The 14,521-nt window shown below is 74.1% G+C and carries 12 protein-coding genes; all 12 read right to left on the bottom strand.

The window, feature by feature from the left end:
- Nucleotides 1-8 precede the first annotated feature (8 nt).
- Nucleotides 9-1,112: a cell division protein FtsZ gene (ftsZ, locus tag RGQ06_RS18750; protein ID WP_432427905.1), complete on the bottom strand. Its 1,104-nt coding sequence runs from the start codon at nt 1,110-1,112 to the stop codon at nt 9-11.
- A gap of 225 nt (nt 1,113-1,337) precedes the next feature.
- Nucleotides 1,338-2,162, bottom strand: a complete 825-nt coding sequence (locus RGQ06_RS18755; RefSeq protein ID WP_432427906.1) for a cell division protein FtsQ/DivIB — start codon at nt 2,160-2,162, stop codon at nt 1,338-1,340.
- Nucleotides 2,159-3,082: a UDP-N-acetylmuramate dehydrogenase gene (gene murB / locus RGQ06_RS18760; RefSeq protein WP_432427907.1), complete on the bottom strand. Its 924-nt coding sequence runs from the start codon at nt 3,080-3,082 to the stop codon at nt 2,159-2,161. Before murB ends, RGQ06_RS18755 begins: the two co-directional genes overlap by 4 nt.
- Nucleotides 3,079-4,485, bottom strand: coding sequence for a UDP-N-acetylmuramate--L-alanine ligase (gene murC, locus RGQ06_RS18765; protein WP_432427908.1), 1,407 nt, complete (start codon nt 4,483-4,485; stop codon nt 3,079-3,081). The genes murB and murC overlap by 4 nt, the downstream gene beginning before the upstream one ends.
- Complete coding sequence (gene murG / locus RGQ06_RS18770; protein WP_432427909.1) at nt 4,475-5,545, bottom strand: undecaprenyldiphospho-muramoylpentapeptide beta-N-acetylglucosaminyltransferase; 1,071 nt, start codon at nt 5,543-5,545, stop codon at nt 4,475-4,477. The genes murC and murG overlap by 11 nt, the downstream gene beginning before the upstream one ends.
- A 9-nt stretch (nt 5,546-5,554) precedes the next feature.
- Entirely contained in the window at nt 5,555-6,817 is a 1,263-nt protein-coding gene (gene ftsW / locus RGQ06_RS18775; protein WP_432427910.1) for a putative lipid II flippase FtsW, read from the bottom strand.
- Nucleotides 6,814-8,166 (bottom strand): UDP-N-acetylmuramoyl-L-alanine--D-glutamate ligase, encoded by a 1,353-nt coding sequence (gene murD, locus RGQ06_RS18780; protein WP_432427911.1) that lies wholly within the window; start codon nt 8,164-8,166, stop codon nt 6,814-6,816. Before murD ends, ftsW begins: the two co-directional genes overlap by 4 nt.
- On the bottom strand, nt 8,166-9,161 hold the full coding sequence (gene mraY / locus RGQ06_RS18785) for a phospho-N-acetylmuramoyl-pentapeptide-transferase (protein WP_432428237.1): 996 nt from the start codon (nt 9,159-9,161) through the stop codon (nt 8,166-8,168). Before mraY ends, murD begins: the two co-directional genes overlap by 1 nt.
- A 32-nt stretch (nt 9,162-9,193) precedes the next feature.
- Nucleotides 9,194-10,636 (bottom strand): UDP-N-acetylmuramoyl-L-alanyl-D-glutamate--2,6-diaminopimelate ligase, encoded by a 1,443-nt coding sequence (locus RGQ06_RS18790; RefSeq protein WP_432427912.1) that lies wholly within the window; start codon nt 10,634-10,636, stop codon nt 9,194-9,196.
- Nucleotides 10,636-12,291, bottom strand: a complete 1,656-nt coding sequence (locus tag RGQ06_RS18795) for a peptidoglycan D,D-transpeptidase FtsI family protein (protein WP_432427913.1) — start codon at nt 12,289-12,291, stop codon at nt 10,636-10,638. Before RGQ06_RS18795 ends, RGQ06_RS18790 begins: the two co-directional genes overlap by 1 nt.
- Before the next feature lie 407 nt (nt 12,292-12,698).
- On the bottom strand, nt 12,699-13,322 hold the full coding sequence (locus RGQ06_RS18800) for a septum formation initiator family protein (protein ID WP_432427914.1): 624 nt from the start codon (nt 13,320-13,322) through the stop codon (nt 12,699-12,701).
- Nucleotides 13,319-14,320 carry a 16S rRNA (cytosine(1402)-N(4))-methyltransferase RsmH gene (gene rsmH / locus RGQ06_RS18805; RefSeq protein WP_432427915.1) on the bottom strand — a complete coding sequence of 334 codons (1,002 nt, stop codon included), beginning with the start codon at nt 14,318-14,320 and terminating at the stop codon, nt 13,319-13,321. Before rsmH ends, RGQ06_RS18800 begins: the two co-directional genes overlap by 4 nt.
- Between the last annotated feature and the right edge of the window lie 201 nt (nt 14,321-14,521).

The raw sequence follows: 14,521 nt of genomic DNA on the forward strand, positions 1-14,521 counted from the left end.
GGCGGGGGCTACTTCAGGAACGACGGGACGTCGAAGTCGTCGTCGCCGTCGTCGCCGAAGAGGTCGTCGTCGTCACCGCCGAGGACGTCGCCCAGGTCGCCGCCCGAGGACGGCCGCAGCGGGTCGCGCTGGCCCGAGCTGCGGGGCGCCGGCGCCTCGCCGTCGAAGCGGTCGAAGCCGGCGGCGATGACGGTGACGCGCACCTCGTCGCCCATGTCGTCGTCGACGACGGTGCCGAAGATGATGTTGGCCTCGGGGTGGGCGACGCCGTGGATGACCTCGGCGGCCTCGTTGACCTCGAACAGGCCCAGGTCGCTGCCACCGGAGATGGTGAGCAGGATGCCCCGGGCACCTTCGATCGAGGCCTCCAGCAGCGGGGAGGAGATGGCGTTGCGAGCGGCCTGCAGCGCCCGGCCCTCGCCGGAGGCGTAGCCGATGCCCATGAGCGCCGAACCGGCGTTGGACATGATCATCTTCACGTCGGCGAAGTCGGTGTTGATCAGGCCCGGCGTGGTGATGAGGTCGGTGATGCCCTGGACGCCCTGGAGCAGGACCTCGTCGGCCATCTTGAAGGCGTTCAGCATCGAGGTCTTCTCGTTCGACACGGTGATGAGCCGGTCGTTCGGGATGACGATGAGCGTGTCGACCTTCTCCTTCAGGCGCTGGATGCCCTGCTCGGCCTGGACCGAGCGGCGACGGCCCTCGAAGGCGAAGGGGCGGGTGACCACGCCGATGGTGAGGCTGCCGAGGCTCTTGGCGACCTCGGCGATGACCGCGGCGCCGCCGGTGCCGGTGCCGCCGCCCTCGCCCGCGGTGATGAAGACCATGTCGGCGCCCTTGAGCACCTCCTCGATCTCCTCGCGGTGCTCCTCGGCGGCCTGCTTGCCGACCTCGGGGTCCGACCCGGCGCCGAGGCCACGGGTGAGCTCACGACCGATGTCGAGCTTCACGTCGGCGTCGGACATCAGCAGGGCCTGGGCGTCGGTGTTCACCGCGATGAACTCCACGCCCTTCAGGCCGGCGTCGATCATGCGGTTGACCGCGTTCACGCCACCGCCGCCGATGCCGACCACCTTGATGACGGCCAGGTAGTTCTGCGGGTTCGCAGCCATGAGTCGTGTTTCCTCCAGGGTCAGCCGCTCGGTCTCGGTTGGGACGACCGCTCGGTTCAGGGTACGCGAGGTCGCGGTCCCGGTCGGGTGATGGTGCCGCAGCCGACAGGCGCGGCGGACCGGGCGGCACGGACCGCCCGGGGTGAAGTTCGAGTCGAGGTCGAGGTCGGCTCACCCTCGATGTCAGGTGTGGGTCGAGAGCGTACGAGGGTGGCCGGGGAGCGGTCAACCGTCACCGAGGCACCCCGCGTCCCGGGTCAGCACCGGATGGGACGGCACCGAGAGGTCGATCGTGGCCAGGCAGGCCCGGTCGACCCGGGCGTGCACGGTGCGGAACGCCTCCACCTTGGCGTCGAGGTCGGAGGTGTCGCCGAGCTCGACGACCCCGCCCTCCACCAGCTGCAGCCGCAGGTCGGGCTCGAGGTGGACGGCGGCCACGGCGCCGGCGGGGTTGACCCGCAGCCGGCCGGCGAGCCCGACGGCAGCGAGGAGGTCGGCGTCGATGGTGGCGCCGGGCGCCGGCGGCTGCTCGGCGGCCACGACCTGCACGAAGCCACCCGGGGCGGACGGCGCCAGCTCCAGGACCCGGCCGTCCACGTCGACGAGCACGGCTGCGCCGCCACCCGACACGACCGCCACGGGCTCGCGCTCGCGGACGGTGATGTCGACGCGTCCGGGCAGGTCACGGGTGACCTCGGCCGCCGCGACCCAGGGCAGGGCCTCGATCCGCTCGGTGGCCGCGCCGAGGTCGGCCAGCAGCAGCGGGGCGCCCTGGTCGATGCCGGCCTCGGATCGGATCGTGGCCGGGTCGAGCCGCGTCGCGCCGGCCACGACGACCTCGTCGACGTCGAGCACCGGGCTGCGCAGGACGATGACCGCGGCCAGGGCGAGGGCGGCGACGGCGACGAGCAGGAGCAGCCGCTTGAGGCGCTTGCGCCCGGCGTCCTTGCGGACCGCGATGCGCCGGGCCCGGAAGCGCGGGTCCACGCCGGCGGCGAGGGGCGGCGCGACCGGTCCGGCCTCGCGGTCGAGCACCCGCGGGCCGCTCACCAGGTGACCTCGGCCTCGTCGAACCCGACGAGGCGGGTCTCGGGGTGCAACCGGACGCCGGTGGCGGCCTCGACGGCGTCGCGCACCGCCACCATCACGGCGAAGACGTCGTCGGCGCGCCCGCCGGCGTCGGCCTGGATGAAGTTGGCGTGCTTGGGCGAGACCTCGGCGGTGCCACGTCGCAGCCCCTTGCCACCGGCCGCGTCGATGAGGCGCCCGGCGCTGTCCCCGTCGGGGTTGGTGAACACCGAGCCGGCGTTCTGGCCGCCGGGCTGGTTGGCCCGCCGCCAGCGGACGATCTCGGAGATCGTGTCCGAGCCGGTGCCGGCCTCGTCCACGGCGAGGCCGAGCGTGGCGCGCAGGACCACCTGGTCCGGGGTGATCGCGGAGCGCCGGTAGCCGAGCTCGAGGGCGGACGCGGGCACGGTCGCATCCTCCCCCGTGCGGCAGTCGAAGACGCGGACCCCCAGCAGGCTGGCCGCCATGTCCGACCCGTGGCCGCCGGCGTTCATCCGGACCGCCCCACCGATGGATCCGGGCACGCCGACGGCCCACTCGAAGCCGGTGAGCCCGGCCTTCACGCTCTGGCGGGCGACGACGGGCAGCAGGGCGGCGCCGCCGGCGCTGACCTCGGTGCCGTCCACCTCGACCGTGGCGTAGGCATCGCCGAGGCGGATGGCCAGGCCGGGGAACCCGGCGTCGGACACGAGCATGTTCGAGCCGTTGCCCACGACCAGGACCTCGACGCCGCTGGCCGCCACGGCGGCACCCACGGCCGCGAGCACGTCGTCGTCGGTGACCTCCACGAACAGGGCCGCGGGCCCGCCGACCTTGTAGGTGGTGAAGGGCCCGAGCGGCACCATCGGCTGGGCCAGGTCGCCCAGCACCTCGCGGGCGGTGGTGAGCGGATCCGGGCTCACGAGGCGCTCCCCTGCAGCGCGGCCAGCACGCGATCGGGGACGTCGGTGAGGTCGCCGGCGTTGAGGGTGAGGCACAGGTCGCCGGGGCGCAGCACGTCGAGGAGCCACGCCTCGGTCGCGCCGAGGTCGGGCAGGAAGGCGACGTCCGCGTCGGGGTGGGCGGCCACGACGGCATCGCGCACGAGGGCACCGCTGACCCCCTCGATCGGCGCCTCGCCGGCGGAGTACAGCTCGGTGACGCCGAGGACGTCTGCGTCAGCGAACGCGTCGGCGAAGGTGTGGGCCAGGTCCCGGGTGCGGGTGTAGCGGTGGGGCTGGAAGACGCAGACGACCCGGTCGAAGGGGCCGGTGCGGGCGGCGGCCAGGGCGGCGGCGACCTCGGTGGGCAGGTGGTCGTAGGAGTCCACGAAGGTGACGCCGCCGGCGACCCCCCGCTGCTCGAACCGGCGAGCGACCCCGGCGAAGGCGCGCAGGGCCCGGGCGCCGTCGGCGAGCGGCACGCCCCGGACGAGGCAGGCCCCGAGCGCGCCCGCCGCGTTGCGGGCGTTGTGCGACCCCGGTGCCGTCGGGACCTCGACCTCGACCGCCTCGTCGCCGTGGTGCAGCGTGAAGCGCACGCCGATCCCGGCGGGACCGATGTCGGTGATCCGCAGGTCGGCCGCCGGGTCGGTGCCGTAGGTGAGCGAGCGCCCCGCCACCGGGGCGAGCGCGGCGGCGCCGGGGTCGTCGAGGCAGAGCACGGCCGTGCCGTCGAGCCCACCGACGAGGGAGCGGAAGCCCTCGACCAGCGCGTCCTCGGTCCCCCAGTACGAGAGGTGGTCGGCCTCGACGTTGGTGACGAGCGCGTCGGTCGCCCCGACCCGCAGGAAGGTGCCGTCGGACTCGTCGGCCTCGACCACGAAGCCGGGCCCGGTGCGCCAGTCGGCGTTGCGGCCCAGGCCCGTGATGCGGGTGCCCGCGAGGTAGCCCGCACCGTCTCCCACGCCGTCGAGGATGGTCGCGACCATGCCGGTCGTCGTGGACTTGCCGTGGGTGCCGGCCACGGCGAGCACGTCGCGCTCGGCGCAGATGGACGCGAGCGCGTCGCTGCGGTGGAGCACCGGCACCGACGCCTCCCCCGCCGCCACCACGTCGGGGTGGTCCTGCGGCGTGGCCGTGGACGTGACGACCGCATCGACCGCTGCGTCGGCGGCGAGGCCGCTGGGCCCGACGGTGACGTCCACGCCGAGGTCCCGCAGGGGGGCCAGGAACGGCGTGTCCTTGTCGTCCACGCCCGAGATGGCGTGACCCATCTGGGCCAGGACGGTGGCGATGGCGCTCATGCCGGCCCCGCCCACGTTGACCACGTGGATCCGGCGGGGGGTGCTGAGGTCGATCGCCTGGTGGGGGCGGTCAGCGGGCACGGGCGTGCTCCTCGACCAGGGCAGCGACGCGGTCCGCAGCGTCGGGCGTGGCCAGCGACGACACCTGGTCCGACATGGCGCTCAGGCGGTCGGGGTCGGCGAGGAGCGCGTCGACCTCGGCGACCAGCCGGTCGCCGTCGAGCTCGTCGTCGCGCACGACCACGGCGCCGCCGGTGGCCGCGACGCGCTCGGCGTTGGCGACCTGCTGGCCGCCGGTGGTGACGAGCGAGGGGACGATGACGGCGGGGCGCCCGGTGGCGGCCAGCTCGAACAGCGTGCCCGATCCGCCCCGACAGACGACGAGGTCGGCGCGTGCCAGCTGGGCGGGCATGTCGTCCTCGTACTCCACGGCCTCGTACACGAGCGCACCGGTGTCGGCGGGCCGGTCGAGCGTGGGCCAGTCCCGCCGTCCGATCACGTGGTGCACGGCGAGGTCGCTGCGGTCGTGCCAGCGCTCGACGGCGGCGAGGGTGGCGCGGTTGATCGAGAGCGCCCCGAGGGACCCACCGAACACGAGCAGCTGAGCCCGACCGTCGGGGCGGTCCCGGTGCTCGGCGTCGAACAGCTCGGCCCGCACCGGGTTGCCGACGACCTCGGCCCGGGGCAGGTCCGTGTCGGGGAAGGAGGTCGCGCTGCGGGCCGCGAAGCGGGCGAGCAGGCGGTTGGCGGCGCCCGGCACCGCGTTCTGCTCGTGCACGATGATCGGCACCCGCCAGAGCACGGCGGCCACCCCGGCCGCGACGCTGGCGTAGCCGCCGACGGCGACGACGGCCGCAGGACGGTGGCGCCGGACGAGGCTGATGGCCGCCAGCACGGCCCGGATCAGGCCGACCACGGCGCCGGCGTTGGCCCGCAGGGCCGCGGGAGACACGCTGCGGGCGATGCCGCGACCGGGCAGCAGGGTCTGCTCGAAGCCGGCTTCGGGCACCAGGCGCGCCTCGATGCCGCGCTCGGAGCCGACGAGGTGCACGTCGTGGCCGCGCTGGCGCAGAGCGGTGGCGATGGCGAGGGCGGGCAGGACGTGGCCGGCGGTTCCGCCGCCGGTGACGAAGATCTTCACCGGCGCTCCCTACCCGCGGGCGGCGGCGTTGCGCGCCCGGCGGGCGGCGATGCGGGCCCGCACGGGGTTGTCCGGCTCCTCGCCCTGGAACGCCACGTTCACGAGCACGCCGGCCGCGAGCATGGTGGCCACCAGCGACGAGCCGCCGAAGGAGACGAAGGGCAGGGGCACGCCCGTGATGGGCAGGAGGCTGAGCACGGCGGCCACGTTGACGAAGCCCTGGACCGCGAACCAGGTGGTGACGCCGACGGCCAGCATGGCCCCGAAGGGGTCCGACGCCCGGTGGGCGATGCGCAGGCCGAGGGCGATGAGGCTGGCGAAGAGGGCGACGACGAACAGGCAGCCGATGAGGCCGAGCTCCTCGCCGATGATGGCGAACACGAAGTCGGTGTGGGCCTCGGGGAGGAACCCCCACTTCGCCCGGCTGGCCCCGAGGCCGGTGCCCGAGACGCCGCCCGAGGCGACGCCGATGAGGGACTGGATCGTCTGGTAGCCGGAGTCCCCGGCGTTCTCCCACGGATCGAGGAAGCCGGTGACCCGGGCCCGCCGGTAGTCCGCCGACAGCGCGAACGTGGTGCCGAGCACCACCGCGGTGGCGCCGAGCACGCCGAGGATCCGCATGGGCACGCCGGCCCAGAGCAGCATCCCGCCGACGATCGCGCACAGGATCATCGTGGTGCCGAGGTTGGGCTGCTTCATGAGCAGCACCGCGAACATGCCGAGCACCACGAGGGCGGGCCGCAGGACCACGCCGAGCTGGTGGACCCGGTGGGCGTTGCGGGCGACGAGGGCGGCGCAGAAGACGATGAGGGCGAACTTCGCCGGCTCGGCCGGCTGGAGCTGCAGGAAGCCGAGCCCGATCCAGCGCTGGGCGCCGTTCACGCTCATGCCGATGCCGGGGACGAGCACGGCGATCAGCAGGCCGAGGGAGCCGAACACGAGCAGCGGCACCATCCGGGCCCAGCGGTGGTAGTCGATCCGGGCGCCGACGAAGAGGGCGACCGAGGCGATGACGAGCCACATGCACTGACGGATGAACACGGCGAAGGGAGAGCCGATCTCCTCCACGGCCCACACGGAGGACGCGGACAGGATCATCACCGACCCGAGCAGGCTCAGCAGCGCGACCACCACGACGAGCGACAGCCCGAGGCGGTGCGACGGCGTGGCACCGGAGGACGGCACCTCGGTGGCGCCCACCTCGGTGCTCCGCGACGGAGGCACGAGTCGCAGGCGCGGGTGGCGGGCGCGGCGCAGGCCGATCGCGGTCATGGGGTCTCCTCGAGGGCGTGGACGGCAGCGGCGAAGTCGTCGCCGCGAGCGGCGTAGCTGGAGTACCAGTCGAACGACGCGCAGGCCGGTGAGAGCAGGACGGCGTCGCCGGGCTGGGCCAGGCGGGCCGCGGTGGCGACCGCCTCGGGCATCGAGCCGGCCACCTCGACCGGGCGGAGCCCGTCGAACGCAGCGGTGACCTCGGGGGCGGCTTCGCCGATGGCCACGACGGCGCGGACGTGGTCGACGCCCTCGGCGAGGGTGCCGAGGTCGAGGCCCTTGTTGCGCCCGCCGGCGATGAGGACGACGGAGTCGAAGCCCCGGACCGCGGCGAGGGTGGCGTGGGGCACGGTGGCCTTGGAGTCGTCGTAGTAGGTGGTGCCGTCGATGGTGGCGACCGGCGCAACCCGGTGCGGCAGCGGACCGAAGCCGACCAGCACCTGGCGGATGGCATCCGTCGGGCAGCCGGCCGCCTCGGCGGTGGCGGCGGCGGCGAGGGCGTTGGAGATGTCGTGGTCCAGGGCGCGGGGCAGCTCGGAGGTCGCGACGATGGCCCCACCCGGCCCCACCAGCTGGCCGTCCGCCAGGTGGTAGTCGGCGGCGGGGTCCGAGATGGACCAGGACACGTGGCGGGCCGGCGCGGCGGCGAGGTGGCGGGCCACGACGGGGTCGTCGAGGTTGCCCACGGCGACGTCGGTGCTCGCCTGCGAGGCCCAGATGCGGGCCTTGGCCGCCTCGTAGTCGGCGTGGGTGGCGTGCACGTCGAGGTGGTCGGGGGCCAGGTTGAGCCAGGTCGCGACCCGGGGGGCCCAGCCGTGCGTGCGCCCGAGGCGGAAGGAGGAGGCCTCGACCACGAACCACGCCGGGTCCGGGTCGTCGATGGCGGCGACGAGGGGCAGGTCGTTGTTGCCTGCGTCGACGCACGCGATGCCGGCGGCGTCGAGCATCGCCGTGACCATCGTGGTGACCGTCGTCTTGCCGTTGGTGCCGGTGATGGCCACGATCGGGCGCTCGTCCCACACCGCGGCGAGGTCGAGCTCGGTGACCGACGTGGTGCCGTGCGCGGCGGCGCTGGCGAACACCGCGTGCTCGTCGGGTAGCCCGGGCGAGGGGACGACCAGCTCGGCATCGGCGACCATGGCATCGAGCGCGGTGCGGTCGGGGGCGACCAGCAGGGAGACGCCGATGCGGTCGGCGGCGGCCTTCGTCGCGTCGGACGGCGCGTCGTCGGTGACCGTGACGTGGTGACCACGGGCGAGCAGCGCCGCGGCCACGGCCTGGTTGGTCAGGCCGAAGCCCACCAGCAGCACGCGGTCGGGCACGCCGTCGAGGCGTCGGGGCGGTGCCATCAGTCGAGGCCGCCGGTGCCGATGTAGTCGGCGTAGAACATGCCGAGCGCGAGCGCGGTGGCGAGGCCGGCCATGATCCAGAAGCGGATGATGACCGTGGTCTCCGGCCAGCCACCCAGCTCGAAGTGGTGGTGGATCGGAGCCATCCGGAAGAACCGCTTGCCGGTGAGGCGGAAGCGGGTGACCTGCAGCATCACCGACACGGTCTCGAGCACGAACAGGAACCCGATGACCGGGAGCAGCAGCTGGGTGTTGGTCGTCAGCGCCAGGCACGCGAGCGCGGCGCCGATGGCGAGGGCGCCGGTGTCGCCCATGAAGATGCGGGCCGGGTTGGCGTTCCACCAGAGGAACCCGGTGACGCCTCCGAGCATGGCGGCCGCCACGACGGCGAGGTCGAGGGCGTGCTCCACCTGGTACACGTCCGGGTGCCGGAACGCCCAGAAGCCGACGACGATGAAGGTGATGAACGCGAAGATCGACGACCCGGCTGCGAGGCCGTCGAGGCCGTCGGTGAGGTTGACGGCGTTGGTCGTGCCGGCGAGCAGGAGCATCGCCCAGATGGCCCAGGTCCAGTCGGGGATGTCGAAGCCCGGCGAGTCGAAGCGGGTGAAGGAGATCGTGGTGTGCACGTCGGTGAGCATCAGCATCGCGACGACGAAGCCGATGGCGACCACGAGCAGGCCGAGCATCTTGGCCCGGCTCGACAGCCCCAGGTTCCGCTCCCGCGACACCTTGATCCAGTCGTCGAGGGCACCGACGATGCCGGCCCCGAGGATGGTGGCCATCACGATCAGGCCGGTGCGGGTGAAGACCAGCCCGGAGCGCACGTGGGCGGCGAGGTAGCCGGCGAGGGCGGCGATGACGAAGGCGACGCCGCCCATCGTCGGCGTGCCCGCCTTGGTGACGTGGCCCTCGACGTCTTCGTGGATGGGCTGACCGATCTGGTGGGCCGTCAGCCAGTCGATGAGGTAGCGGGTGCCGACGAGGGACACCATCAGCGACACGCCTGCTGCGATGAGGAGGGGGATCACCGGCCCAGCACCTCGCGCAGCGCCGCGGCCGCCACGACCCGGTCGTCGAACTCCACGACCCGGTCGGCGAAGGTCTGGGTCGTCTCGTGGCCCTTGCCGGCGATCACCACCACGTCATGCTCGCCCGCCTCGCGCGCTGCGTGGTGGATGGCCTCCGCACGGTCCAGGATGGTGCGGACCTCGGCCCGCGCCGGGCCGTCGGGGATGCCGGCGACGATCTCGTCGGCGATGGCCGCGGGGTCCTCGGAGCGGGGGTTGTCGTTGGTCACGACCACCACGTCAGCAGATGCCGCGGCGATGCGGCCCATCTCCGGTCGCTTGGCCCGGTCCTTGTCGCCGCCGCAGCCGAAGACCACCAGCACCCGGCCCCCGCTCGCCTCGGCTCGCTCCCGGGCCGCGTCGAGCACGGTCTGGAGGGCGTCGGGCGTGTGGGCGTAGTCCACGGCCAGGGTGAAGGACTGCCCCTCGTCGACGCGCTCGAACCGGCCGGCGACGGTGGGGACGGCGGCCAGGCCCCGCGCGACCGTGTCCGGGTCGATGTCGAGCCAGTCGGCGATGGCCGCGGCGCACAGGGCGTTGGCCACGTTGTGGCGGCCGGCCAGAGGCAGCTCCACCGGGACGCCGCGCAGCGTGAAGCGGGAGCCGGTGCCGGCCGGGGCGAGGCCCTCGGCGTCGGCCAGGCGGTAGGGATGGACGACCACGTCGGTGCCCTCGACCCGTTCGATCAGCCGGGCACCCCACTCGTCGTCGGCCCGGATCGCCGCCCGGCTCGTGCGATCGGGGCGGAACAGCGACGCCTTGGCCTCGAAGTAGGACTCGATGTCGCCGTGGAGGTCGAGGTGGTCGTGGCCGAGGGTCGTGAACCCGGTGGCGCGGAACCAGGTCCCGTCGACGCGGCCCATGACCAGCGCGTGGGAGGAGACCTCCATCGCCACCGCCTCGACCCCTTCGTCGCGCCAGGTGGCCAGCTGGGCCTGGAGCTCGGGGGCGTCGGGGGTGGTCGGCGGCCAGCCGGGCCGGGACGTGAGCGTGCCCACGACCTCGCACCGGCGGCCGGCGGCTTCGAGCACGGCGCGCAGGATGGCCACCGTCGTGGTCTTGCCGTTCGTGCCGGTGATGCCGATGACGTCGAGGTCCTGGCTCGGGTCGCCCCAGTAGCGGGCGGCGACCGGCCCCATCGCGGCGCGCACCGACGGCACGACCACCTGGGGGACGTCGACGGCGAGGGGGCGCTCGACGAGGAGGGCGGACGCGCCGGCGTCGACCACGTCGGCGGCCAGGTCGTGGCCGTCGACGCGGCTGCCCGGCACGCAGCAGAACAGGACGCCGGCGAGGACCGTGTCGGTGCGGTGGACGACACCGGAGATCTCGACGTCGCCGCGCACCTCGTGGTCGATGCCGGCGTCGGCGAGGCCTGCGGCCGCGCGCGACAGCAGCATCACGAACCTGCCGGGGGGATCCGGAAGCGGTTCAGCGCGAACTTCGCCAGGTCGGCGAAGACGGGGGCGGCGGCGGAGCCGCCGTAGATGGTGGCAGTGGGCTCGTCGATGGCCACGATGATGGACAACGCGGGGTCCTCGGCGGGAACCATGCCGGTGAAGGCGGCGACGTAGTGGTAGTTCCCGGCCGCGTCCCGGTAGGTCCCGGTGTCCTGGGGCTTGCGGGCGGTACCGGTCTTGCCCCCCACCGAGTAGCCGGTCACCTGGGCGTTCTCGCCGGTGCCGACGTCGACCACCTGGACGAGCATGTCCCGCACCTGCTGCGCGGTCTCGGCCGACACGACCCGTCGGGGCTCGCCGACGTCGACGGGCTTGCGCCGCCCGTCGGCGTCGACCGTGGCCGCCACGAGGCGGGCGGGGACGTGGAGGCCGTCGTTGGCGATGATGTTGTAGGCGTCCAGCATCTGCATGGCGGTCACGGCGATGCCCTGGCCGATCGGGATGGAGCCGATCGAGGTGCCCGACCAGTTCTCGGTCGGCAGGAGGATGCCGGGTGATTCGTTCGGGAAGCCGAGCGCGGACTTCGAGCCGAAGCCGAAGGACCGCAGGTACTGGTCGATGCGCTCCTTGCCGAGGTCCTGGGCGAGCATGATCGTGCCGATGTTGGAGGACTGGGCCAGGATCTCGGTCACCGTCATCGGCACCGTCGGGTGCTCGTGGTCGTCGGAGAAGCGGTGGTCGGACACCTGGAGGCTGTCGGGCACGACCAGCTCGGTGTCCGGCGTGACCAGACCCTCCTCCAGGGCGGCGGCGATGGTGATGACCTTGTTCACCGACCCGGGCTCGAACACGTCGATCACGGCCCGGTTGGCGCCGGCGGTGATGATCTCGTCGTCGGTGTTGCGCGTGATGTTGGCCAGCGCCAGGATCTCGCCGCTCTCGGGCTGGCTGATGATCACGGTGCCGCCCTTGGCGCCGAGGGCGTCCACCTGCTCGGCCAGGACGCGCTCGGTCTCGTACTGCAGGCTGCGGTCCAGGGTGAGGACGACGTCGCTGCCGGCGCGCGGGGCGATGCGGGACTGGCCGGCCGCGGCGATGGTGCCGCCGTCGCGCGCCCGCTCGTAGGTCAGCTCGCCCGGCGTGCCGGTGAGGACCTCGTCGTAGAGCAGCTCCATCCCGGTCGCCCCGGTCTGGTCGGGCGCCACCCGGCCGATGATCGACCGGGCCAGCTCCTCCGACGGCGTGAACCGGGCCGGTTCCTCCAGCAGGTGGATGCCGGCGAGGTCGAGCTCGACCACCCGGGCGGCCACGTCGTCGTCGATGCGGCGGGAGAGGTAGGCGAAGCGGCCGTCTGCGTCGAGGATGTCGGCGAGCTCGGATCGCTCCATCCCGAGGACGGGGGCGAGCTGGCGGGCGGTGGTGAGGGGGTCCTCGATCTGGCTCGGATCGGCGAAGACGGTGGGCCGCAGCACCGAGAGGGCGAGGTCGTGGCCTTCGCGGTCGAGGATGCGGCCGCGGTCCGCGTCGAGCTGCACCGTGCGCAGCCGCTGGGACTGGCCGACCTCGACGAAGCGGTCCGGCTCGAGCACCTGCACGTGCACCAGCTTGCCGACCACGGCCAGCAGCAGCACGGCGAGGAGGGCCTTGAGGGCCATGCTCCGACGCTCGGGACGGGCCGCGGGGCGCGAGGCCGGCCGACGGGGCGGCCGACCGCCACCGCCGCTGCCGCCACGTGCGGCCCGGGCATGGCTCGTGTCGATCTCGTGCACCGTGTGCACCGCGGTCGGGGCCGGCCAGGCCGGGTCCGGGAGGTGGTGCGCAGGCGCGGGGCTCCGACGGGCCATCGGGCGGCTCGGCGGCGGTGCGCTCGGGCGCGGGGCGGTGAGCGAGCGGTCGAGCGGGACGCCGCGGCGGCCCGGTCGAGGGCGCGGCAGCCGGTGGACGGTGGCGGTGCGCGGCGCTCGCGCCCCACCCCGGCCGGGGTGCCGAGGCTCCTCAGCGAAGGGATCGGTGTCGAAGTCCTCCCAACCCTCGCCCCAGTCGGGGTCGATCGGACCCCAGCTCACTCCTCCCGTCCCCCCTCGGACAGCTGGTCGGCGGCGAGCTCGGTCGGGTCGTCGGTGCCATCGGCGTCGGCGGCACCTTCGCCATCGGCGGCGTCCGCGGCGTCGGTCTCGGCCCCAGCCTCGGCCTCAGCGTCGGCGTCGACCTCGGGCGCGGTGGCGGTGGCGGGCTCGACCCGGACGGCCTCGGCGGGGACGCCGTCGAGGCCCACGGGGAGGAGGTAGCCGACCTCGGTCGGCAGGACCATCCCGAGGCGGTCGCGGGCGACGTCGAGGACGCGGTCGGGGGACTCGAGCTCGGCCACCCGCAGCTCGAGGCGGCGGATGGCCTCGTTCTCGGCTGCGACGTCGCTGCGCATGGCGTCGAGGCGGACCTGTCCACCGATGAGCAGGGCGTGCATGCCGGCGAGGCCGAGCAGGGCGGCGATGACCATGCCGACGCCGACGAGGGCCGGGATCGCCGGCGAGCGCTTCGGGCGCGGGCGCTCCACCGGGCGCAGGTGCTGGCCGCGGCGGTGCTCCGGGCGGCGGGCCGGTGCGGCCGCGCCGTCGTGGGTGGGGCCGTCGTGGGTGGGGCGGTCGTGGGTGGGGCGCGCCGGGCGCGCCGGGGCGATCGCCGTCACGAGGCCTCACCGAGCTGCTCGGCCACCCGCAGGCGGGCGCTGCGGGCGCGGGGGTTGGCGGCGATCTCGTCCTCGCTGGCGGTGATGGCCTTCCGGGGCACCAGCTTCACGCTCGGGGCACCGCCGCAGCGGCAGGAACCGCTGCCCGGGGGGCACACGCAGTCGTCGGCGGCGGCGTCGCGGAAGCGACGGGCCACGATGCGGTCCTCGCCGGAGTGGTACGTGATGACCGCCATGCGGCCGCCGGGGACGAGCAGGTCCAGGGCGTCGCCGAGCACGGCCTCGAGCTGGGCCAGCTCGTCGTTGACCTCGATGCGCAGGGCCTGGAAGGTGCGGGTCGCCGGGTGCCCGCCGGTGCGGCGGGCGGCGGCGGGGATGGCGTCGCGCACGACATCGGCGAGCTGCGCCGTGGTCGTGATCGGGCGGGCCTCGATGATGGCGCGGGCCACGCGGTCGGCGTGGCGCTCGTCGCCGAAGCGGCGCAGGATGCGGACGAGCTCGCCGTGGTCGGCTTCGTTCACCACGTCGGAGGCGGAGCGGCCGGTGGTGGGGTCCATGCGCATGTCCAGCGGGCCGCTGTTGCGGTAGCTGAAGCCGCGATCGCCGCGGTCGAGCTGGGGCGAGGAGACGCCGAGGTCGAGGAGGATGCCGGAGAGCCCGGTGGGGATCTCGGCCTCCGGGGTGTCGGCGGTGGTTCGGGTGCGGCGCAGCAGGCTCATGGCATCGGCGATCCGGTCGAAGCGGGTGTGCACCACGTGGGCCCGGTCCCCGAAGCGGGCGAGCCGCTCGGTGGCCACCTGCACGGCGAGTGGATCCCGGTCCAGTCCCAGCACCGAGAGGTGGGGGTGGGCGTCGAGGATCGCCGTGGCGTGGCCGGCTCCGCCGAGCGTGCCGTCGACCACCCAGCCCGGCGGGACCGGGGCGAAGGCGGCGACGACCTCGTCCCGCAGGACGGGGACGTGGCGGAAGTTCCGGGTGGAGTCGTCTGCGTCGCTCACCGGCAGCCCCTCGGTCGCCGAAGGCCCGCCGGGATGTATGCCCCGGTCGGGCACGATGAAAGAGCGGGCGGAGAGTAGGGGCCTTCCATCTCGACGCCCGAGAGGCTGCGAGTGAGCGGCGCGTGGACTCCTGTTGTGGTGGTGCTCGTCTGCTCGGTGGACGCGCTCCCTTCGTTCACGGTCGGTGGTCTGTGGTGGGTG

The organism is Salinilacustrithrix flava (assembly GCF_041228405.1).
GTDB classification, from domain to species: Bacteria; Actinomycetota; Acidimicrobiia; order Acidimicrobiales; family Salinilacustritrichaceae; genus Salinilacustrithrix; species Salinilacustrithrix flava.